Raw genomic sequence first — 20,467 nt, forward strand, 5'->3', positions numbered from 1 at the left:
TTGTCTCCTTGGTGGCCAGGCGGCCGCTCAGAACAGCGCCTCGTCCATGGCCATCAGCGGCTCCAGGCCGGCGCGGCAGCTGCGGATCAGGCCGGCGGTCTCGGGCAGCAGCTTGGCGAAATAGAAGCGCGCGGTGTGCAGCTTGGCGGTGTAGAACGGGTCGCCCGCGTCCTTCTTCTCGAGCGCCACCTTGGCCATGCGGGCCCAGAAGTACGCAAACACCAGGTGGCCGGTCACGCGCAGGTAGTCCACCGCGGCGGCGCCCACCTCGTCGGGGTTGCGCATCGCCTTCATGCCGATCTCGGTGGTGAGCTTGGTCACCTTGTCGCCCAGGTCGGCCAGCGGGTTGATGAACTCCTGCATGTCCTCGTTCACGCCCTCTTCTTCCACGAAGGCGGCAACCTTCTTGCCGAAGGCCTTGAGCTTCTTGCCGCCGTCGGCCAGCACCTTGCGCCCCAGCAGGTCCAGCGACTGGATGGTGTTGGTGCCCTCGTAGATCATGTTGATCCGCGAGTCGCGCACGTACTGCTCCATGCCCCACTCGGCGATGAAGCCGTGGCCGCCGTACACCTGCATGCAGTGCGAGGTGGCGATCCAGGCGTTGTCGGTGATGAAGGCCTTGATGATGGGCGTCAGCAGCGCCACCTCGTCGGCGGCGGCCTGGCGCTCGGCCTCGTCTTCGCTGGCCAGTTCCACGTCCAGCTGCAGCGAGGTGTACATGGACATCGCGCGGCCACCCTCGGCATAGGCGCGGGCGGTCAGCAGCATCTTGCGCACGTCGGGGTGCACGATGATGGGATCGGCCGGCTGATCGGGCGCCTTGGGGCCCGACAGCGCACGCATCTGCAGCCGGTCCTTGGCGTAGGCCACGGCGTTCTGGTAGGCGATCTCGGTCAGGCCCAGGCTCTGGTTGCCCACGCCCAGGCGGGCGGCGTTCATCATCACGAACATCGCGGCCAGGCCCTTGTGCGGCTGGCCCACCATCCAGCCGCGTGCACCTTCCATCGTGATCTGCGCGGTGGCGTTGCCGTGGATGCCCATCTTGTGCTCCAGGCCGGTGCAGAAGATGGGGTTGCGCTCGCCCAGCGAGCCATCGTCGTTCGGGATGAACTTGGGCACCACGAACAGCGAGATGCCCTTGCTGCCGGCCGGTGCGTCGGGCAGGCGGGCCAGCACCAGGTGCACGATGTTGGCGGCCAGGTCGTGTTCACCGGCCGAGATGAAGATCTTGTTGCCGCTGATCTTGTAGCTGCCGTCGGCCTGCGGCTCGGCCTTGCTGCGCAGCAGGCCCAGGTCGGTGCCGCAATGCGGCTCGGTCAGGCACATGGTGCCGGTCCATTCGCCGCTGGTCAGCTTGGGCAGGTAGCGCTGCTGCAGCTCGGGCGAGCCGTGGGCGTGCAGCGCCTCGTAGGCGCCGTGCGACAGGCCGGGGTACATGGTCCAGGCCTGGTTGGCCGAGTTCATCATCTCGTACAGGCACTGGTTGAGCGTGACCGGCAGGCCCTGGCCGCCGTAGGCCGGATCGCAGCTCAGCGCGGCCCAGCCGCCTTCCACGTACTGCGCATAAGCCTCCTTGAAGCCGGTGGGCGCCTTCACCTCGTGGGTGGTCTTGTCCAGCACGCAGCCTTCGCGGTCGCCCACCTGGTTCAGCGGCAGCAGCACCTGCGCGGCGAACTTGCCCGCTTCTTCCAGCACCGCATTGATGGTGTCCGCATCCACCTCGGCGTGCTTGGGCAGCGCCTTCAGCGTGCCGGTGGCGTCGAGCAGCTCGTGCAGCACGAATTGCATGTCGCGCAGCGGGGGCGTGTATTGGGGCATGGTCGGGTCTCCTCGACGGGTGGGCTACGGTTGAACGAAAAACGGGACAACAACGACGCGCCCCTTGGCGCGCCGCCGGAATTCAAGGCAAGGCGCCGGGCTGGGCGTAGTACTGCACGATGCGCTCGAAGGCATTGCGCGCCCGGTCGATGGCGCCGGGGATGCGCAGGAAACGGGCGTCGTGGTGCAACGACAGGATCAGGCCGTGTACCTCGAACACCATCTGCAGCGCATCGGTATCGGCACGCAGATGGCCTTCGGTGATGGCCAGGCGGATCGCGCGGTCGAGCGCGCTCTGCCAGGAACGCACCATGTCGGCCAGTGCATCGCGCACCGGGCCGGGCCGGTCGTCGAACTCGACCGCGCCGCTGATGTAGATGCAACCCGAATCCAGCTCCACCGACACCCGGCGCACCCAGCGCTCGAACAGCGCGCGCAGCCGCGGCAGGCCGCGCGGCTCGCGGATGGCGGGGTAGAAGACTTCTTCCTCGAAGCGCGCGTGGTACTCGCGGATGACGGAGATCTGCAGCTCTTCACGCGAGCCGAAGTGGGCGAACACGCCCGACTTGCTCATCTGCATCAGCTCGGCCAGCACGCCGATGGACAGGCCTTCCAGGCCGGCGCTGGAAGCCAGGCTCAGCGCCGCATCGAGGATGGCGGCGCGGGTCTGCTGACCCTTTTGCAAGGGCTGGCGCCCGGGCTTGGCGGCGGGCGGCACGGCGGCGGCGTTGGACTGCATGACGGGCGGGGGGTGCGGCCAAAAAGAAACGAACGATCGTTCTATTTTGCAGGCATCCACCCTTTTGTGGGGCCCTTGGCCGAAAAATTTTTCTCGGCCGCCCCGCGACCCCTGCCCCTTCCGGGGCAGCCTCACTCCTGGTCTTCGCCGTCGCTCTCCGGGCTGTCGGCATCGTCCGCGTCGGTGCGCGCCCGCTGGTCCAGTTGACCGCGCAGGCTGCCCGCACGTTCCACGAATTCGTCGGGCGTGATCGGTCGCGACAGGCGCCAGCCCGGTGTGGGCAGCACGCTCATGTACAGCGGGCCCACCAGCGGCGCCTCGTTCTGGTGGCGCAGCGTCATGCCGGTGGCGCCAGCCGCCACCAGCATGCCCACGGCCATCGCGCCCAGCGTCTTGCGCCGCTGCGGAAACACCAGGGCGCCATGGCGCGCCAGCCACACCACGCTGACGACGGCGATCAGCGGCTCGATGGTGCTGAAGAGCCCGGGCCAGGCCAGCGCAGCCGCCAGCTGCGGCAGCACGCTGCCCAGCACCGTGAGCAAGAGGGCGAAGCGCACCGCCAGCGCAAAGTGCACCTCGAACTCGAAACGGTGGCGGAACAGTTTGGCCACCACCGCCCACAGGCCCGACCACAGCAGCAACGCCAGCGGCGGGCCGAAGACCGCCGTCAGCCAGTCCGACGGTTTGCTGCCCGGGTCCAGCTGCACCCAGTGCTCGCCCAGCAGCAGCGCCCACAGCGCCAGCGCGCATCCGGCTGTGACCAGCGAGCGGCGGCGCTCGGCGGTACCGCCGAGGGGCACCTCGTCGGCCAGCACCTCGCCCGGCATGCGCAGCCGCAGGCGGGTGAGCCCGAGCTGCCAGTCTTGCGCGGCGGCCTGCGTCAGCGGCAGCCGCTGGCCGGCCTGCAGCTTGCGCCGGCCCACGCGCAAGCCGTTGAGGGAGGGCCCGGCGGTCAGCTGCAGCTCGCCCTGCTCGTCCAGCTCCAGCGTGGCGTGGTGGCCGGCGATGTGCGGGTCGTCCAGCACCAGGTGGCAGTCCATGCCGCGGCCGATGCGCACCGGCCAGGCCGTGACGTCGAACTGCCGCGGCAGCCGTCCGTCGCGGTCGAACACCTCGATCAGCGCGAGGCGGGCTGGTTCGGCTGCCATGCAAATCCCTTCAGGTAATGGTCGGCCAGGCGCAGGGCGTTGTCCCAGCTCACGCCGTGGGCGTCGAAGCGGCCTTGGGCACCCACGGTGCGGCCGTCCAGCGTGGCGGCCAGCACGCTCATGTCGTACAGCCCCGGCAGCTTGCGGTAGGCGCGCAGGCACAGCACCGAGCGCAGCGGCAGCGCGTCGGGCGCCTGCTTGACCTCGGACTCGCGGCAGGCGGGCGCGGTGAGCTGGCGCGTCTTCTGACCGAAGCCTTCGTTCTGGAAGCTGCTGCTGTAGCGCTCGGCAAAGCGCAGCGCGCCCAAGGAGCGGCCGTCGTAGGCCTCGTGCCGCACGCTGAAGTGGCCGGTCTGCAGGCTGCCGTCGATGTAGATGCGGCTGTCCATCGCGCAGTCCGAGCGCTCGAACTCCAGCCCGCGGCTGCCCGGCGGCGTGCTGCCGCCCCAACAGCGCATGAAGTCCTCCTGCGGCACCGGAATGGCGTAACGCGCATGGCCGGCCTGGCGCCAGGGCAGCGCGATGAAGGCGTCGGTCAGCTTCTGCTGGTGGGCCAGCAGCTGGCGGGCGATCTCGCCCTGCATCGGCTGGGTGACGGGCGCGTCGTTGCGGTGGGCCTCGAACAGCGCCCGGGCCGGCGCCGCCGGCACCAGGAAGCTGACCTGCTCGCCGTCGCGGCGCGATGCCACGTTGATGCCGATCACGCGCCCGCGGTCGTCCACCGCCGGGCCGCCGCTCATGCCCGAGCTGAGCGAGCCGCCGAAGAAGATGGTGGGCACGAAGCTGCGTTCGACCATGCCGTTGAAGGCGCCCTCCACCACCGCAAAGCCCACGTCCAGCGGGTTGCCCAGCGAGAAGATGCGCTCGCCGCGGCCCAGCGGCTGATCGGCCGGTCGGAAGGGCATCACCCCGCGTGCGGCCAGCGGCGCCGGGTCGGCCGCCTTCAGCAGCGCCAGGTCGTTGACCACATCCACCGCCAGCAACTGCAGCACGCCGCGCTGGCCGTCGTCGGTGCTGTACACCAGCCGGTAGCGCTGCGGCTCCAGCGCCATGGTGCTGACCACGTGGTAGTTGGTGATGAAGTGCCCCTGGTCGCTGACCAGGAAGCCCGAGCCCACCGACGCCTGGCTGTCCTGCTGGCGCAGCAGCGTGCGCACCTGCACCAGGCGCTGGCGGGCGCTGTCGTACACCCGCTGGCCGCCGGCCGATGGCGGCGCCACGGCGGAAGCGGCCGGCGCCGTGGGAGGCGCGATCGGGGGCGCGCTGGAGGGCGCGTTCAGGGGCGGGGCCGCGTTGGGCCCCGGCTGGGCGCCGGCCACCAGGGCCAGCGCCGTCAACGCCGCGGCCAGGGCGGCGCGTTGGATGACATGCATGCCCCATTCTCGTCCGACCCGCGCTGGCGCGCGTTGCGGCGCCGGGGCCGTGTGGTAGGGATGTTTAACGGCGTGTTGAGTCGTGTCACGTTGACGCGCTATCCTGTGCCTCGGAAGGTTCGCATCCATGGACGTGTTGCAGCTCGACGTGTCAGGACGCCCGCAAGCCTGGATCACCGCGCGTGAGGCCGCCGTGATCTATGCCAGCGACGGCGTGGCCTGGACGCTTGGCGACCCGATGCAGGTGCTGCGTGGCGGCATCCAGCGCGCCACCGGCCGGCAATCGGTGATCACCGTGCATTCCATCATCGCCGTGCGCGGCGCCGTGCCCAGCCGGGCCTGGCGGCAGTCGCCGGCCTTGTCCAACCAGAAGCTGTTCGTGCGCGACCGGCAGATCTGCGCCTACTGCGGCGGCCACTTCCATGTGGACGACCTGACGCGCGAGCACATCGTGCCCACCTCGCGCGGCGGCGCCGACAGCTGGATGAACTGCATCACCGCCTGCAAGGCCTGCAACGGCCGCAAGGGCAGCCGGCTGCCCGAAGAAGCGCGCATGACGCTGATGTACCTGCCCTACGTGCCCAGCCTGCACGAGGACATGATCCTGCGTGGCCGCCGCATCCTGGCCGACCAGATGGAATTCCTGCTGGCCAGCGTGCCGCGTTCCAGCCGCCTGCACACTTAGGCTCAGCCGCCCGCGGGGCCGGGCTCAACAAAAACTTACGCGTCCGACACGAACGGCCCCGGCGGCGGCGGGTCAACTCCTGCACCCGCCTGCACGTTGTGGCAGGACGCATCGGAGAAGATTGATGAACCGCACCCCCGCCCCCCGCCGCCCGGCCGGGCCCGCCACCCTGCTGCTGGCCGTGTGCATGGCCGCTTCGCTGGCCGCCTGCTCCACCACCAGCCCCGACGTCGTCCAGCGCGGCGACGCCCAGCGCCTGTCCAGCGTGCAGGACGCTACCGTGCTGTCGGTGCGGCCGGTCACGGTGGACGGCAGCCAGAGCGGCGGTGGCGGCGTTACCGGCGCGCTGGTGGGCGGTGCGCTGGGCGCCAGCCGCAGCCACGGCACCGAGTCCGCCATCATCGGCGTGCTGGGCGCGGTGGCCGGCGCGGTGGTGGGCAATGCGGTGGAACGCACCGCCACCCGCGAAGACGCCTACGAAATCCTGGTGCAGCTGCCCAGCGGCGAGCGCCGCGCGGTGGTGCAGGCCAAGGGCAACGAGAACTGGCAACCGGGCGAACCGGTGATCCTGGTCACCAGCGGCGGCAAGACCCGCGTCGCCCGGGCCCCGGCCGGCACCGTGCCGCGCACCAATCCGCCGGCGCCGGTGTATTCGCCGCAGCCGCCCAGCTCGCAGGCACCGGCCACCACGCCCAGCGTCGCGCCCGTGTACTCGCCCACCGGGCCGCTGCGCAGCTGATCGGGCGCAGGCCTGCCACCTCGCGGGCCGATGCAGGGCAGCCACCGGGCAGTTAACCTCGGTGGCATGACCCACCTCCCGCGCACGCTCGCGTCGCTCACCCTGGCCCTGGCCGGCGCCACCGGCCTGGCCGCCCCTGCCGCTGCCCCGGTGACCGTTGAAGACTCGATGGCCCAGCGCATGCAGGCCTGCACCGCCTGCCACGGCAAGGAGGGTCGGGCCGCCCGCGACGGCTACTACCCGCGCATCGCCGGCAAACCGGCCGGCTACCTGTACAACCAGCTCGTCAACTTCCGCGACGGCCGGCGCCACTACGCGCTGATGGGCGAGCTGCTGGCGCCGCTGACCGACGAGTACCTGCACGAGATCGCCGGCCACTTCGCCAGCCTGGACCTGCCCTACCCTGCGCCCAAGGCGCCCACCGGCACGCCGGAAGAACGCGCCCGCGGCCAGCGGCTGGTGACCCAGGGCGACGCCTCGCGCAAGATCCCCGCCTGCGCCGCCTGCCACGGCGCCGCGCTCACCGGCGTGGCCCCGGCGGTGCCGGGGCTGCTGGGCCTGCCGCGCGACTACCTCAATGCCCAGCTGGGCGCCTGGCGCACCGGCCAGCGCAAGGCGCACGCGCCGGACTGCATGGGCCAGATCGCCCGCAGCCTGGCGCCCGAGGACATCGGCGCGGTGTCGCACTACCTGGCGGCGCAGCCGCTGCCGGCCGATGCCCACCCAGTGGCCGTGCCACCGCCCAGCTGGCCGATGCGCTGCGGCGGCCTGCCGGAGGCCGCGAAGTGAGCGCCGCACGCCCCCCGCGCAGCCGGCTGCGCCAGGCGCTGGTCGGCATCGCCGGCGTTGCGCTGCTGGCCGGCGCCGTCTTCGGCGCCCGTGTGCTATGGGAACTGCGCGATGGCCGCGATGCCGCACGCCCCGCCGCCCAGCTGCCGCCCCCGACCGCCGAGCTGGTGGCCCAGGGCGCCTACCTGGCGCGTGCCGGCAACTGCATGGCCTGCCACACCGCGCGCGGCGGCGCCAGCGGTGCCGGCGGCGCGGCCATTCCCACGCCCTTCGGCACCGTCTACACCAGCAACATCACGCCCGACGTGGGGACCGGCATCGGCGCCTGGTCGGCCGACGACTTCTGGCTGGCGATGCACGAGGGCCGCTCGCGCGACGGGCGGCTGCTGTACCCGGCCTTTCCGTACCCCAACACCACGCACGTGTCGCGGGCCGATTCGGACGCGCTGTTCGCCTACCTGCGCAGCCTGCCGCCGGTGGCGCAACCGGCGCGGCCGCACGAGCTTCGCTTTCCGGTGAACACCCAGCTGGCGCTGGCGGCCTGGCGCACGCTGTACTTCCGCCCTGCCTCATTCGAGCCCGACACCCGCCAATCGGCCGAATGGAACCGCGGGGCCTACCTGGTGCAGGGCCTGGGCCACTGCAACGCCTGCCACGCCACCCGCAACGTGCTGGGCGCCACCCGCAACACGCTGGACCTGGGCGGCGGACTGATTCCGATGCAGAACTGGTACGCGCCGGCCCTCAACTCGCCGCAGCAGGCCGGCGTGGCCGAGTGGCCGCAGGCCGACGTGGTGGCGCTGCTGCAGCACGGCGTGGCGCCGCAAGGCTCGGTCATCGGCCCGATGGCCGAGGTGGTGCTGCACAGCACCCAGCACCTGCGGCCTGACGACCTGAACGCCATGGCCACCTACCTGCGCGGCCTGCCGCAGCAGCCGGCGCCGTTGCCGCGCCGCGAAGCGCCGCCCGCCGGCGCCGACCGGCTGGCGCGGGGCCAGGCGCTGTACGGCACCCATTGCGCCAGCTGCCATGGCGAGCAAGGCCAGGGCGCGCCTGGCATCTACCCTCGCCTGGCCGGCAACCGCACGGTGACGATGGAGCCGCCCGCCAACCTGGTGCGGGTGGTGCTGGCCGGGGGATTTCCGCCGGCCACCGCCGGCAACCCGCGGCCTTACGGCATGCCGCCGTTTGCCACCGTGCTCACCGACGACGAAGTGGCCACGCTGCTGAGCTACGTGCGCAGCGCCTGGGGCCACCAAGCCGCGCCGCTCAGCACCTTCGAGGTGAATCGCTTTCGCACCGGGTCGACGGCCGGAGGCTATTGAGCTGAGCTGCGCCACGAGGCAGGCACCAGAAACTTGAGGGTTGTCCTTCCCCCGCAGGGGTGAACCGCGTGAAGCATTTCACGAAGGCAGATCACACTGTGGGGCGCCAGCCCCAGATCATGGGGAGACGATCGCGGCTGGACGGGCGAGCATCGCGCAAGCGCCCAGAAGCAAATAGTTGCAATTGCAGCGGGCGTGTGAAGGACCCCATGGAATTACCCGAACCCGCCCGCCTGCCCGCCACCCCTTCCGGGAGCGTGCGGACCGATGACACGCCCTGGCCCAAAGTGCTGGGGGAAGCCGGTGCCGAAGTGGCCGGCCCCCTGACCCGCGTGGCCGCCCGCCTGGAAGCCCTGCTGCAGGCCGGTCGGCTGGAAAGTCACGACGCCGCGCCGCTGCGCGAGGCGGTGGAAGAGGCCCGCGCCGCGGCGATGGCCACCCAGCAGCTGGCCCGGCTGACCGGCGGCCGCCTGCGCCAGAGCCATGAGCGCGTGGAGCTGGCGGCGCTGATGAGCGAGGTGCTGCAGCAGCATGCCGGCGTGCTGACGGCCCGCGGCCTGAATGCCCGCGCCCAGCTCAAGGCGGCCGAGGTGCTGGTGGACCCCTCGCTGCTGTTCGGGCTGCTGCACACGCTGCTGGACTGGGCTGGCCGCGGCGCCTGCGCACCCATCCAGCTGACGCTGGACCACCAGGCCTGGCCGCCGCATGCGCTGCTGACCTGCCGCTTCAACCACACGCCGCCCGACCGCGTGCCCGACCCGGCCGCGCCCTTCCCGGCGCCGGCATTGGACACGCTGCGCTGGCGGGTGCTGCAGCAGACCGCCCGCGCCATGGGCCTGCGCCTGGACCGGCAGGACACCGCCAGCCAGACGCTGGTGAGCATCGAATTTCCGCGCACCGTCAACGCGATGGGTGAAGGCGTGAGCGCGCCGGAGCCGGAACCGCCGGCCCAGCAAGCCACCAGCACCCGGCCGCTGGCCGGTGCCAGCCTGCTGGTGATCGAGCCGCGCCGCGACCGCCGCACCCAGGTGCGCGAGGCGGTGCAGCACCTGGGCCTGATCCTGGACTTCGCCGGTTCGGTGGAAGAGGCACGGGACTTCTGCCACGGCGGGTTGCCGCACACCATCGCCTACGCGGCGCTGGTGCGTGGCCTGCGTCTGGACATCCTGCGCTCGGAGATCCTGGCCAGCGTGCCCGACTTCCCGTTCATCGAGATCGAGGAACAGGGCACCGTGCTGGAGATCTCGGACGGCGCCGGCCGCCCGATCGCCAAGGTGGGCCGCGATGCGCTGGCCCGCACACTGCCCGCCGCGCTGGTGCACGAGCTGGGCAAACGCCTGGGGTCCTAACTGCCGAACACCTTCTTGAGGATGGCGCTGCCGGTGCCCACCGGGTCGCGGCGCATCGCACGTTCCTGTTCGCCGATGGTGAGGTACAGGCCGTCCAGCGCGCGGGCGGTGACGTAGCCGCGCAGGTCGGCGTCGCGCTCCTTCAGCAGGCCCAGCTTGGCGGCGCGGCCGGCCACTGCGTCGTACTTGGCGGCCAGCGACACCTTCTCGGTCGCGCGGCCGACGATGGGCAAGAACTGCTGCGTCAGCGGCTCGCGCGTCTTGCCCGCGAAGAAGTCGGTGACCGAGGTGTCACCGCCCCGGACGATGCGCAGCGCGTCTTCCACCGACATCGACCGCGCCGCGTTCACCAGCAGCGTGCGCGCCTGCGGCACCGCGGCCTCGGCGGCGCGGTTCATCGCGGTCACCAGCTCGTCCAGCCGGCCGCCCTGGCCGGTGGCCTTGAGCAGCCCGGCCGCCTGCTGCAGCGGGCCCGGCAGCTCGATGCGCACCTTGGGGTTGCCCAGGAAACCATCGTTGCGGCCCAGCAGTCCCACCGCCGCCTCGGCGCCCCGCTCGATGGCGGTGCGCACGCCGATCGCGGCGTCGCTTTCACTCAACGCCCAGGCCGGCTGCGCCGCCAGCAAACCCCCGACCATGCCCGTGGGCAGGGCCACCGCCATAAACTCACGCCTTCTCATCGGAACCGTCCATGAAATCTGTCAAACACACCGCTGCAGCCGTCGCTGTGGGCCTGCTCGTTGCAGCGGGCGGCTATCTGGGTTGGCAGGCCTTCGGCCCGCGCGAAGCGGTGCCTGCAGTGTCGTACACGCTGCTGGACGGCAGCAAGGGCAGCACCGAGGCCCTGCGCGGCAAGGTGGTGCTGGTCAACTTCTGGGCCACCAGCTGCGTCACCTGCGTGGCCGAGATGCCGCAGATCGTCGCCACCTACGACAAGTACAAGGGCCAGGGCTACGAGACCGTGGCCGTGGCCATGAGCTACGACCCGCCGGCCTACGTGGCCCGCTTCGCCGAGACGCGCAAGCTGCCCTTCGGCGTGGCCATCGACAACACCGGCGAGATCGCCCGCCGCTTCGGCGACGTGCAGCTCACGCCCACCAGCTACCTGATCAACAAGCGCGGCGAGATCGTCAAGCGCTACGTCGGCGCGCCCGACTTCGCGGCCCTGCACAAGCTGGTGGAGCAGCTGCTGGCGGAAGCCTAGCCACTCAGCAATACGCCGGCAAACCGGCGCTGTTCTCATCCCCGTCCGGCGCGCGCCCGGGCATGAAGGCATCATCGTCCCCGCCCGCCTGGGCCAAGAGGACCTTGAATGCAAGAAGAACAAACACCGGTCGCGGCCACACCGGCGGCCGCGGCTGAACGGCGACCCAGCCGCCGCGCCCGCTGGGTGGGCCGCCTCGTTGCGCTGCTGGCCTTGCTGGCGCTGTTTGGCCTGGCCTGGTATCTGACTCACCGCCCCGCTGCCACTGGCGCGCCTCCGGGTGCGGCCGGCGGACCGCCCGGCATGGGCGGCCCCGGCGGGCCCGGTGGACCCCCGGGCATGGGCATGGGCCGCGGCGGCCCGGCCACCACCGTGGGCGTGGCCCGCGCCACGCGCGCCGACATCCCCATCGTCATCGAGGCGCTGGGCACCGTCACGCCCTCGGCCACCGTCACGGTGCGGCCGCAGGTCTCGGGCGTGCTGAAGGAGGTGCGCTTCCGCGAAGGCCAGATGGTCAAGGCCGGCGACGTGCTGGCCGTCATCGACCCGCGCCCGTTTGAACTGGCGCTGATGCAGGCCGAAGGCCAGCGCCAGCGCGACGAAGCCCAGCTGCAGCTGGCCCGGCTGACGCTGGAGCGCTACCAGACCCTGCTCAAGCAGGACAGCATCGCCCGCCAGGACGTGGACACGCAGGTCGCCAACGTCAAGCAGCTGGAAGGCACCGTGCTGTCGGACCGCGCGGCCGAAGGCACGGCGCGGCTGAACCTGAGCTACACCCGCATCACCGCGCCGGTCTCGGGCCGCGTGGGCCTGCGGGTGGTGGACGTGGGCAACGTGGTGTCGTCCAGCGATGCCAACGGCGTGGTGGTGATCACCCAGGTGGCGCCGATCGACGTGCAGTTCGCGGTGCCGCAGGACCGCGTGCCCGACATCGAGCGCCGCATCGCCGCCGGCGCGCAGCTGCCGGTGACGGCGCTGGACCGCAGCCGCGCCACGGTGCTGGACACGGGCAGCTTCTCCACCCTCAACAACGAGATCGACACCACCACCGGCACCGTCAAGGCCAAGGCGCGTTTTGCCAATGCCGGCCGCACGCTGTTTCCCAACCAGTTCGTCAACGTGCAGATGCAGCTGGACAGCGTGCGCGACGCGGTGACGATTCCGGTGGCGGCGCTGCGCCATGGCAACGACGGCGACTTCGTCTACCTGCTCAATGAAGACCGCACCGTGAGCCAGCGCGCCGTCCAGCGTGGCCAGGCCACCCACGACCGGGTGCAGATCACCACCGGCCTGCAGGCCGGTGACACCGTGGTGACCGAAGGCGCCGACCGGCTGAAGGACGGCGCCCGCGTGACCGTGGCCGGCGACCGGCCGCAACGCGGCGCCTCGGCCCCGGGCGGCGGGGCCTCGCGGCCGGGCCGCGGTGCTTCGGCGCCCGAAGGTGCCGCCAGCCGCCCGCACCGGCGGGCCAGCGGCGCCGCCCCCGCGGCCGGCGAGTGAGCGGCCGGCCATGGCATTGAGTCCGTCGCGCCCTTTCATCCAGCGGCCGGTGGCCACCTCGCTGCTGATGCTGGCCATCCTGCTGGCCGGGCTGGTGGGCTTTCGCTTCCTGCCGCTGTCGGCGCTGCCGCAGGTGGACTACCCCACCATCCAGGTGCAGACGCTGTACCCCGGCGCCAGCCCCGAGGTGATGAGCCAGACCGTCACCGCGCCGCTGGAACGCCAGTTGGGCCAGATGTCGGGCCTGGCGCGCATGAGCTCCACCAGCGCGGCCGGCGTGTCGGTCATCACGCTGCAGTTCGGGCTCGATCTGTCGCTGGATTCGGCCGAGCAGGAGGTGCAGGCTGCCATCAATGCCGGCAGCTCGCTGCTGCCCGCCGACCTGCCGGCGCCGCCGGTGTATGCCAAGGTCAACCCGGCCGATGCGCCGGTGCTGACGCTGGCCGTCACCTCCGACAGCCTGCCGCTGACCGAGGTGCAGAACCTGGTGAACACGCGGCTGGCGCAGAAGATCTCGCAGGTCAGCGGCGTGGGCCTGGTGACGCTGTCGGGCGGGCAACGGCCGGCGGTGCGCATCCAGGCCGACACGCAGTCGCTGGCCTCCTACGGCATCGCCATCGACACGCTGCGCAGCGCCATCAGCGCGGCCAATGCCAACGGCGCCAAGGGCAGCTTCGACGGCGCCACGCGCAGCTACTCGATCAATGCCAACGACCAGCTGCTGACGGCCGACGAGTACAAGAACCTGATCGTCGCCTGGCGCAACGGCGCGCCGGTGCGCATGAAGGACGTGGCCCGCGTGGTGGACAGCGCCGAGAACGTGCGACTGGGCGCCTGGGCCGGCCGCGGCGGCGGTGCGCTGCAGCCGGCCATCATCATCAACGTGCAGCGCCAGCCGGGCGCCAACGTGATCCAGACGGTGGACGCCATCCGCGCGCGGCTGCCGCAGCTCACGGCCGGCATGCCGGCGTCGGTGGAGGTGCAGGTGCTGGCCGACCGCACGCGCGGCATCCGCGCGTCGGTGCAGCATGTGCAGTTCGAGCTGGTGCTGGCGGTGGTGCTGGTGGTGCTGGTGATCTTCGCGTTCCTGCACAGCCTGCGCGCCACGGTGATCGCCAGCCTGGCGGTGCCCATCTCGCTGGTGGGCACCTTCGGCGTGATGTACCTGCTGGGCTACAGCCTGAACAACCTCAGCCTGATGGCGCTGACCATCGCGACCGGGTTCGTGGTGGACGACGCGATCGTGATGCTGGAGAACATCGCGCGCCACATCGAAGAAGGCGACCCGCCGATGCAGGCCGCCGTCAAGGGCGCCACCGAGATCGGCTTCACCATCATCTCGCTCACGGTGTCGCTGATCGCGGTGCTGATTCCGCTGCTGTTCATGGGCGACGTGGTGGGCCGGCTGTTCCGCGAGTTCGCCATCACGCTGGCCATCACCATCCTGATCTCGGCCGTGGTGTCGCTGACACTGGTGCCGATGATGTCGGCCCGCTGGCTGAAGCCGCACGATGCCTCAGTGCCGCCGCACGGCCTGGGCGCGGCGATCCAGCGCTTCTTCGACCGCGTGGTGGCGCACTACGACCGCGGCCTGCAGCAGGTGCTGGCCCACCAGGGCCTGACGCTGCTGGTGGCCCTGGCCACGCTGGCGCTGACGGTACTGCTGTACGTGCTCATTCCCAAGGGCCTGTTCCCGGTGCAGGACACCGGGCAGCTGCAGGCCCGCATCGAGGCCGCGCCCTCGGTGAGCTACGAACGCATGGCCAGCCTGCAGCAGCAGGCCGCCGAAGCGCTGATGCAGGACCCCGACGTGGAGAGCATCACCAGCTTCGTGGGCGTGGACGCGGCCAACAACACCATGCTGCACACCGGCCGGCTCTTCATCAACCTGAAGACCGACCGCAGCGGCGGCAACCAGACCGAGCTGATGGCGCGGCTGCGGCAACGGGTGGCCACGGTGGCCGGCATCACGCTGTCGCTGCAGCCCACGCAAGACCTCACCATCGACGCCGAGACCGGCCCCACGCCCTACCGCGTGTCGGTGGAAGGCGCCGACACCGCCACCGTCAACCAGTGGACGCAGAAGCTCACCGAGCACCTGCGCGGCAACGGCAAGCTCAGCCAGGTGGTCACCGATGCCGGCGCACAGGGTCGCGCGGTGCAGGTGACGCTGGACCGCGACACCGCTTCGCGCCTGGGCATCACCGCCACCGCGCTGGACGAGGCGCTGTACAGCGCCTTCGGCCAGCGCATCGTCTCCACCATCTTCACCGAGACCAACCAGTACCGCGTGATCCTGGAGGCCAACCCGCGGCTGCTGAGCACGCCCGATGCGCTGAAGCTGCTGCACCTGCCCACCAGCGCGGGCACGGCCACGCCGCTGTCGGCCTTTGCGCGCATCGAGGAGGTGGCTGCACCGCTGCAGGTGACGCACGTGGCGCAGTACCCCTCGGCCACGCTGGGCTTCGACACCGCCAACGGCGTGTCGCTGGGCGAGGCGGTGGACGAGATCCGCGCCGCGGCGCAGGCCATCGGCCTGCCGGCCAGCTTGTCGTTGCACTTCCTGGGCGCGGCGGGGGCTTATGAAAGCTCGCTGACCAACCAGCTGTGGCTGATTCTGGCGGCGGTGGTGTGCGTGTACATCGTGCTGGGCGTGCTGTACGAAAGCACGGTGCATCCGCTGACCATCCTGTCCACCCTGCCCTCGGCCGGCGTGGGCGCGCTGCTGGCGCTCATCGTCACCGGCCACGACCTGGGCGTGATCGGCATCATCGGCATCATCCTGCTGATCGGCATCGTCAAGAAGAACGCGATCATGATGATCGACTTCGCCATCGACGCTGAACGGCACGAAGGCAAGTCGCCGCGCGAGGCCATCCACCAGGCGGCGCTGCTGCGGCTGCGGCCCATCCTGATGACCACGATGGCGGCGCTGTTCGCCGCGCTGCCGCTGATGTTCAGCTTCGGCGACGGGGCCGAGCTGCGGCGGCCGCTGGGCCTGGCCATCTTCGGCGGGCTGGTGGTCAGCCAGGTGCTCACGCTGTTCACCACGCCGGTGATCTACCTGGCCTTCGACCGGCTGGGCCAACGGCTGCAGGGCCGCGCATGAACCTCAGCCAGCCCTTCATCCGCCGGCCCATCGCCACGATGCTGCTGACGCTGGGCATCGCGCTGGCGGGGCTGGCGGCGTTTTTCGTGCTGCCGGTGGCGCCGCTGCCGCAGGTGGACTTCCCGGCCATCTCGGTGAGCGCCAGCCTGCCGGGCGCCAGCCCCGACACCATGGCCAGCAGCGTGGCCACGCCGCTGGAGCGGCGGCTGGGCACGCTGCCCGGCCTCAACGAGATGACGTCCAGCAGCGGCACGGGCTCCACCCGCATCACGCTGCAGTTCGACCTCAACCGCAAGATCGACAGCGCCGCCCGCGAAGTGCAGGCCGCGATCAACGCCGCACGCAGCGACCTGCCGGCCACGCTGCGCAGCAACCCCACCTACCGCAAGATGAACCCGTCGGCCGCGCCGGTGATCATCCTGGCGCTGACCTCGCCCGGCCGCACGCCGCAGCAGATCTACGACGAGGTGAGCAACCTGGTGCAGCAGAAGGTGGCCCAGGTCAGGGGCGTGGGCGACGTGGAGGTGGGCGGCGGCTCCTTGCCCGCCGTGCGCGTGGCGCTCAACCCGCTGGCGCTGGCGCGCTACGGCATCGCGCTGGACGACGTGCGCGCGGCCATCCAGTCGGCCAGCGCCAACCGGCCCAAGGGCGCCATCGAAGGCAACGGCCTGCAGCTGCAGGTCTACACCTCCCAGATCGGCCGCCTGGCCGAGGACTACCGGCGCCTGGTGATCGCCTGGCGCAACGACGCCGCGGTGCGGCTGGCCGACGTGGCCACGGTGAGCGACGGGCCCGAGGACCGGCGCACGCTGGGCCTGTTCAACGGCAGCCCGGCGGTCATCGTGCTCATCACCCGCCAGCCCGGCGCCAACGTCATCGAGACGGTGGACGCCGTGCGCGCGCTGGTGCCGCAACTGCAGGCGCAGCTGCCGGCCGACGTCACGCTGCACGTGGCCTCGGACGCCACCAACTCCATCCGCGCCTCGCTGCGCGAGATCGAGCTGACGCTGCTGATCTCCATCCTGCTGGTGGTGCTGGTGGTCAGCCTCTTCCTGCGCAGCGTGCGGGCCACGCTGATTCCGGCGGTGGCCACGGTGGTGTCGCTGCTGGGCACCTTCGGGGTGATGTACTTCCTGGGCTTCAGCCTCAACAACCTGAGCCTGATGGCGCTGACGGTGGCCACCGGCTTCGTGGTGGACGACGCCATCGTGGTGCTGGAGAACATCAGCCGCCACATCGAGGCCGGCCGCAACCGCTTCGAGGCCGCGCTGCTGGGCGCGCGCGAGGTGGGCTTCACCGTGGTGTCGATCAGCCTGTCGCTGGTGGCGGTGTTCATCCCGCTGCTGTTCATGGACGGGCTGGTGGGCCGCATCTTCCGCGAGTTCGCGGTCACGCTCAGCGTGGCGGTGATGATCTCGCTGGTCATCTCGCTGACCACCACGCCCATGATGTGCGCCTGGCTGCTCAAGCCCGGCGCGGTGCAGCACCAGCCGGGCCGGCTGGCCCGCTGGTCCGAGGCCGGCTTTGCCCGGCTGCAGCGCGCTTATGCCCGCAGCCTGGACTGGGCGCTGCATGCGCCGGGGCTGGTGATGTTCATCCTGGTGGCGGTGATCGGCCTCAACGTGTGGCTGTTCGCGGCGGTGCCCAAGGGCTTCTTCCCGCAGCAGGACACGGGGCAGATCAACGGCGGCCTGCGGGCCGACCAGAGCATCTCGTTCCAGGCGCTGCAGGCCAAGCTCAAGCAGCTGGTGGACATCATCCGCGCCGACCCGGCGGTGGACACGGTGGTGGGCTTCACCGGCGGCTCTCGCGCGGGCAGCGGCTTCCTGTTCGTCAACTTGAAGCCGCTGGAAGAACGCGGCGTGGGTGGCCAGGCGGTGATCGCACGGCTGCGGCCCCAGCTGGCGCAGGTGAGCGGCGTGAGCCTGTTCCTGAACACCGTGCAGGACCTGCGCATGGGCGGGCGGCAGAGCAACTCCACCTACCAGTACACGCTCAAGAGCGACAACGCGGCCGACCTGCGCGACTGGGCGCTGAAGCTGGCCACGCAGATGCGCCAGCAGCCCGAGCTGACCGACATCGACACCGACCAGCAGGACAACGGCGTGGAAACCTTCGTCCACATCGACAAGGACACGGCCTCGCGCCTGGGCCTGAGCGCGCGCGACGTGGACACCGCGCTGTACAACGCCTTCGGCCAGCGGCAGGTGGCCACCATCTATGACGAGCTGAACCAGTACCGCGTGGTGATGGAAGTGGCGCCGCGCTACGCACAAAGCCCGCTGGCGCTGAACGACGTGAACGTGGCCGCCGGCAACACCGCCAACCGCAGCACCACCACCTCGTCCACCGGCACCGACGCCGCCACGCTGGCCAGCAGCAGCACGGCCAATGCCTCGCTGCGTGATGCCTCCACCGGCTCGGCAGTCAGCACCAGCGCCCGCAACATGGTGCCGCTGCCGGCCATCGCCCGCTTCAGCGAAGAAAGCACGCCTTCGTCCATCAGCCACCAGGACGGCGAGCTGGCCACCACCATCTCGTACAACCTGGCCGATGGCGCCACGCTGTCGCAGGCGCAAGCCGCCATCGCCCGGGCCGAGGCCGAGATCGGCATGCCGATCAACGTGCGCGGCAGCGTGCAGGGCACGGCCGCCACCTTCCAGCAGTCGCAGGGCCAGCAGCCGCTGCTCATCCTGGCGGCGCTGGTGGTCATCTACATCGTGCTGGGCGTGCTGTATGAAAGCCTGGTGCACCCGATCACGGTGCTGTCCACCCTGCCCTCGGCCGGCGTGGGCGCGGTGCTGGCGCTGCTGCTGTTTCGCATGGAGTTCTCGCTGATCGCGCTGATCGGCGTGTTCCTGCTCATCGGCATCGTCAAGAAGAACGCCATCCTGATCATCGACTTTGCGCTCGATGCCGAACGAGCGCGTGGCCTCAGCGCCTTCGAGGCGGTGCGCGAAGCCTGTCTGCTGCGCTTCCGGCCCATCCTGATGACGACGCTGGCCGCCGCGCTGGGCGCGCTGCCGCTGGCCATCGGCTTCGGCGAAGGCTCGGAGCTGCGCCGGCCGCTGGGCATCGCCATCATCGGCGGCCTGATCGCCAGCCAGTTGCTGACGCTGCTGACCACGCCGGTGGTGTACCTGCTGCTGGACAAGCTGCGCCGCCGCAAACCCGACGAACACCACCTGAGCCGCCAGATCGACCCGGCGCCGGTGCCTGAACTGCCGCGATGACCCGACTGCCTTCCTCCCCCACCCGCCGCGCGCCGCCGGCCCTGGCTGCGCTGCTGCTGGCCCTGCTGCTGGCGGGCTGCGCCAGCACGCCGCTGCCGGAGGCCGGCCCGCTGCCGCCACCCGCCCAGTTCAAGGAGGCGCCCCCGGCCGGCTGGCAGGCGTCCGTGCCGGCCGATGCGTTGTCGCGCGGGCCCTGGTGGCAGCTGTTCGGCGATGCACAGCTGGACGGCTGGATGCCGCAGGTGCAGGTGTCCAACCAGAACGTGGCCGCCAGCGCCGCGGCCCTGGCCCAGGCCCGCGCCCTGGTGCGCGAGCAACGGGCGGCGCGTTTTCCATCGCTCAGCCTGTCGGGCGGCGCCACCCGCAGCGGCGGCGACGGCTCCACGTCCGCGGCGCGCGAGCGCTACAACCTGGCCCTGGGCGCCAGCTGGGAGGCCGACGTATGGGGCCGCGTGGCCGGCAACGTGGCGGCGGCCGGCGCCCGCGCCCAGGCCAGCGAGGCCGACCTGGCCGCGGCCACGCTGTCGGCCCAGGGCGAGCTGGCGACCAACTACTTCTCGCTGCGCGAGACCGATGCCGAGATGGCCTTGCTGCGCGACACCCTGGCCGCCTACCAGCGCGCCGCGCAGATCGCGCAGAACCGCTACGACGCCGGCCTGGCGCTCAAGAGCGACGTGCTGCAGGCGCAAACGCAGCTGGCCAATACCGAGGCCGACCTGGTGGCGCTGGAGCGCAGCCGCGCGCAGCTGGAGCATGCGATCGCGGTGCTGCTGGGGCGTGCGCCGGCCGACCTCACCATTGCGGTCGATGCCGCCAATGCGCCCTGGCGGGCCGAGCCACCGGCGGTGCCCACCGGGCTGCCATCGCAGCTGCTGCTGCGCCGGCCCGACATCGCCGCCGCCGAGCGCCGGGTGGCTGCTGCCAATGCCGACGTGGGCGTGGCCCAGACGGCGCTGTACCCCAGCTTCACGCTCACCGGGCAGTACGGGCTCAACAGCTCGCGCGTGTCCGACCTGTTCAGCGCCTCGGCCGCGGCCTGGTCGCTGGGCCTGTCGCTGGCGCAGACGGTGTTCGACGCCGGTGCCAACCGCGCGCGCATCGACCAGTCGCGCGCCGCCTGGGAACAGACCGTGGCCAGCTACCGGCAGACGGTGCTCACCGCCTTCCAGGACGTGGAAGACCAGCTGGCCGCGCTGCGATCGCTGGAGCGCCAGCTGCAGTTGCGGCGCGCCGCTTCCGAGGCCGCCGACCAGACCGAGCAGCAGGTGCTCAACCGCTACCGCGCCGGGCAAGTCAGCTTCACCGAGGTGGTCACGGCCCAGGTGTCGGCGCTGTCGGCCCGGCGCAGCGTGCTGCAGCTCATCGTGCAGCGGCAGACGGCCACCGTCAGCCTGATCCAGGCGCTGGGCGGCGGCTGGCAAGTGCCGTCGGCGGCCTCCGGCACGGGGGGTTGAGG

15 protein-coding genes are annotated in these 20,467 nt (G+C 71.2%); 10 read left to right on the top strand and 5 right to left on the bottom strand.

The annotated features are described in order from the left end of the window. Positions 1–27: 27 nt before the first annotated feature. The 4 genes from MW290_RS29330 to MW290_RS29345 form a co-directional block, all read right to left on the bottom strand. Positions 28–1,818 (bottom strand): acyl-CoA dehydrogenase C-terminal domain-containing protein, encoded by a 1,791-nt coding sequence (locus MW290_RS29330; protein ID WP_250197878.1) that lies wholly within the window; start codon positions 1,816–1,818, stop codon positions 28–30. An 82-nt stretch (positions 1,819–1,900) separates the two neighbouring features. Beyond that, on the bottom strand, positions 1,901–2,557 hold the full coding sequence (locus MW290_RS29335) for a TetR/AcrR family transcriptional regulator (protein WP_250197879.1): 657 nt from the start codon (positions 2,555–2,557) through the stop codon (positions 1,901–1,903). A gap of 131 nt (positions 2,558–2,688) precedes the next feature. After that, positions 2,689–3,705 (bottom strand): FHA domain-containing protein, encoded by a 1,017-nt coding sequence (locus tag MW290_RS29340; RefSeq protein ID WP_250197880.1) that lies wholly within the window; start codon positions 3,703–3,705, stop codon positions 2,689–2,691. Then, the gene (locus tag MW290_RS29345) at positions 3,675–5,078 is read right to left on the bottom strand and encodes a S1 family peptidase (RefSeq protein WP_250197881.1); all 1,404 of its coding nucleotides are present in this window, start codon (positions 5,076–5,078) and stop codon (positions 3,675–3,677) included. The genes MW290_RS29340 and MW290_RS29345 overlap by 31 nt, the downstream gene beginning before the upstream one ends. 127 nt (positions 5,079–5,205) lie before the next feature. On the opposite strand from MW290_RS29345, the gene MW290_RS29350 reads away from it, so the two are divergent. The 5 genes from MW290_RS29350 (at position 5,206) to MW290_RS29370 (ending at position 9,965) form a co-directional block, all read left to right on the top strand. Further along, positions 5,206–5,763, top strand: coding sequence for an HNH endonuclease (locus MW290_RS29350; protein WP_250197882.1), 558 nt, complete (start codon positions 5,206–5,208; stop codon positions 5,761–5,763). Positions 5,764–5,887: 124 nt separating this feature from the next. Continuing rightward, complete coding sequence (locus MW290_RS29355; protein ID WP_250197883.1) at positions 5,888–6,502, top strand: outer membrane lipoprotein; 615 nt, start codon at positions 5,888–5,890, stop codon at positions 6,500–6,502. Positions 6,503–6,568: 66 nt separating this feature from the next. Further along, on the top strand, positions 6,569–7,291 hold the full coding sequence (locus tag MW290_RS29360; RefSeq protein ID WP_250197884.1) for a c-type cytochrome: 723 nt from the start codon (positions 6,569–6,571) through the stop codon (positions 7,289–7,291). Then, positions 7,288–8,616, top strand: coding sequence for a c-type cytochrome (locus MW290_RS29365; RefSeq protein ID WP_250197885.1), 1,329 nt, complete (start codon positions 7,288–7,290; stop codon positions 8,614–8,616). The genes MW290_RS29360 and MW290_RS29365 overlap by 4 nt, the downstream gene beginning before the upstream one ends. Positions 8,617–8,825: 209 nt before the next feature. Next, positions 8,826–9,965 carry a hypothetical protein gene (locus tag MW290_RS29370; protein ID WP_250197886.1) on the top strand — a complete coding sequence of 380 codons (1,140 nt, stop codon included), beginning with the start codon at positions 8,826–8,828 and terminating at the stop codon, positions 9,963–9,965. Here MW290_RS29370 and MW290_RS29375 read toward each other — a convergent pair. Then, positions 9,962–10,645 carry a DUF4197 domain-containing protein gene (locus tag MW290_RS29375; RefSeq protein ID WP_375142904.1) on the bottom strand — a complete coding sequence of 228 codons (684 nt, stop codon included), beginning with the start codon at positions 10,643–10,645 and terminating at the stop codon, positions 9,962–9,964. The two genes, MW290_RS29370 and MW290_RS29375, sit on opposite strands and share 4 nt — an antisense overlap. An 11-nt stretch (positions 10,646–10,656) precedes the next feature. Here MW290_RS29375 and MW290_RS29380 point away from each other — a divergent pair, with 11 nt between their 5' ends. The 5 genes from MW290_RS29380 to MW290_RS29400 all read left to right on the top strand — a co-directional run bounded on the left by MW290_RS29380 (position 10,657) and on the right by MW290_RS29400 (position 20,465). After that, a complete protein-coding gene (locus tag MW290_RS29380; RefSeq protein WP_250197887.1) occupies positions 10,657–11,169 on the top strand; it encodes a TlpA disulfide reductase family protein in 513 nt (170 codons plus the stop codon). A 108-nt stretch (positions 11,170–11,277) separates the two neighbouring features. Continuing rightward, positions 11,278–12,669 (top strand): MdtA/MuxA family multidrug efflux RND transporter periplasmic adaptor subunit, encoded by a 1,392-nt coding sequence (locus tag MW290_RS29385; RefSeq protein ID WP_250197888.1) that lies wholly within the window; start codon positions 11,278–11,280, stop codon positions 12,667–12,669. A 16-nt stretch (positions 12,670–12,685) separates the two neighbouring features. Next, positions 12,686–15,778 carry an efflux RND transporter permease subunit gene (locus tag MW290_RS29390; protein ID WP_310740184.1) on the top strand — a complete coding sequence of 1,031 codons (3,093 nt, stop codon included), beginning with the start codon at positions 12,686–12,688 and terminating at the stop codon, positions 15,776–15,778. After that, positions 15,775–19,011 carry an efflux RND transporter permease subunit gene (locus tag MW290_RS29395; protein ID WP_250197890.1) on the top strand — a complete coding sequence of 1,079 codons (3,237 nt, stop codon included), beginning with the start codon at positions 15,775–15,777 and terminating at the stop codon, positions 19,009–19,011. The genes MW290_RS29390 and MW290_RS29395 overlap by 4 nt, the downstream gene beginning before the upstream one ends. Further along, positions 19,008–20,465, top strand: a complete 1,458-nt coding sequence (locus MW290_RS29400) for an efflux transporter outer membrane subunit (RefSeq protein WP_250197891.1) — start codon at positions 19,008–19,010, stop codon at positions 20,463–20,465. Before MW290_RS29395 ends, MW290_RS29400 begins: the two co-directional genes overlap by 4 nt. The last annotated feature ends 2 nt before the right edge of the window (positions 20,466–20,467 follow it).

The organism is Aquincola tertiaricarbonis (assembly GCF_023573145.1).
Lineage (GTDB): Bacteria > Pseudomonadota > Gammaproteobacteria > Burkholderiales > Burkholderiaceae_C > Aquincola > Aquincola tertiaricarbonis_B.

Excerpts from the sequence above, each read along its gene's own strand:
- MW290_RS29330 (WP_250197878.1), bottom strand. The coding sequence starts at position 1,818 with ATGCCCCAATACACGCCCCCGCTGCGCGACATGCAATTCGTGCTGCAC.
- MW290_RS29335 (WP_250197879.1), bottom strand. The coding sequence starts at position 2,557 with ATGCAGTCCAACGCCGCCGCCGTGCCGCCCGCCGCCAAGCCCGGGCGC.
- MW290_RS29340 (WP_250197880.1), bottom strand. The coding sequence starts at position 3,705 with ATGGCAGCCGAACCAGCCCGCCTCGCGCTGATCGAGGTGTTCGACCGC.
- MW290_RS29345 (WP_250197881.1), bottom strand. The coding sequence starts at position 5,078 with ATGCATGTCATCCAACGCGCCGCCCTGGCCGCGGCGTTGACGGCGCTG.
- MW290_RS29350 (WP_250197882.1), top strand. The coding sequence starts at position 5,206 with ATGGACGTGTTGCAGCTCGACGTGTCAGGACGCCCGCAAGCCTGGATC.
- MW290_RS29355 (WP_250197883.1), top strand. The coding sequence starts at position 5,888 with ATGAACCGCACCCCCGCCCCCCGCCGCCCGGCCGGGCCCGCCACCCTG.
- MW290_RS29360 (WP_250197884.1), top strand. The coding sequence starts at position 6,569 with ATGACCCACCTCCCGCGCACGCTCGCGTCGCTCACCCTGGCCCTGGCC.
- MW290_RS29370 (WP_250197886.1), top strand. The coding sequence starts at position 8,826 with ATGGAATTACCCGAACCCGCCCGCCTGCCCGCCACCCCTTCCGGGAGC.
- MW290_RS29375 (WP_375142904.1), bottom strand. The coding sequence starts at position 10,645 with ATGAGAAGGCGTGAGTTTATGGCGGTGGCCCTGCCCACGGGCATGGTC.
- MW290_RS29380 (WP_250197887.1), top strand. The coding sequence starts at position 10,657 with ATGAAATCTGTCAAACACACCGCTGCAGCCGTCGCTGTGGGCCTGCTC.
- MW290_RS29385 (WP_250197888.1), top strand. The coding sequence starts at position 11,278 with ATGCAAGAAGAACAAACACCGGTCGCGGCCACACCGGCGGCCGCGGCT.
- MW290_RS29395 (WP_250197890.1), top strand. The coding sequence starts at position 15,775 with ATGAACCTCAGCCAGCCCTTCATCCGCCGGCCCATCGCCACGATGCTG.
- MW290_RS29400 (WP_250197891.1), top strand. The coding sequence starts at position 19,008 with ATGACCCGACTGCCTTCCTCCCCCACCCGCCGCGCGCCGCCGGCCCTG.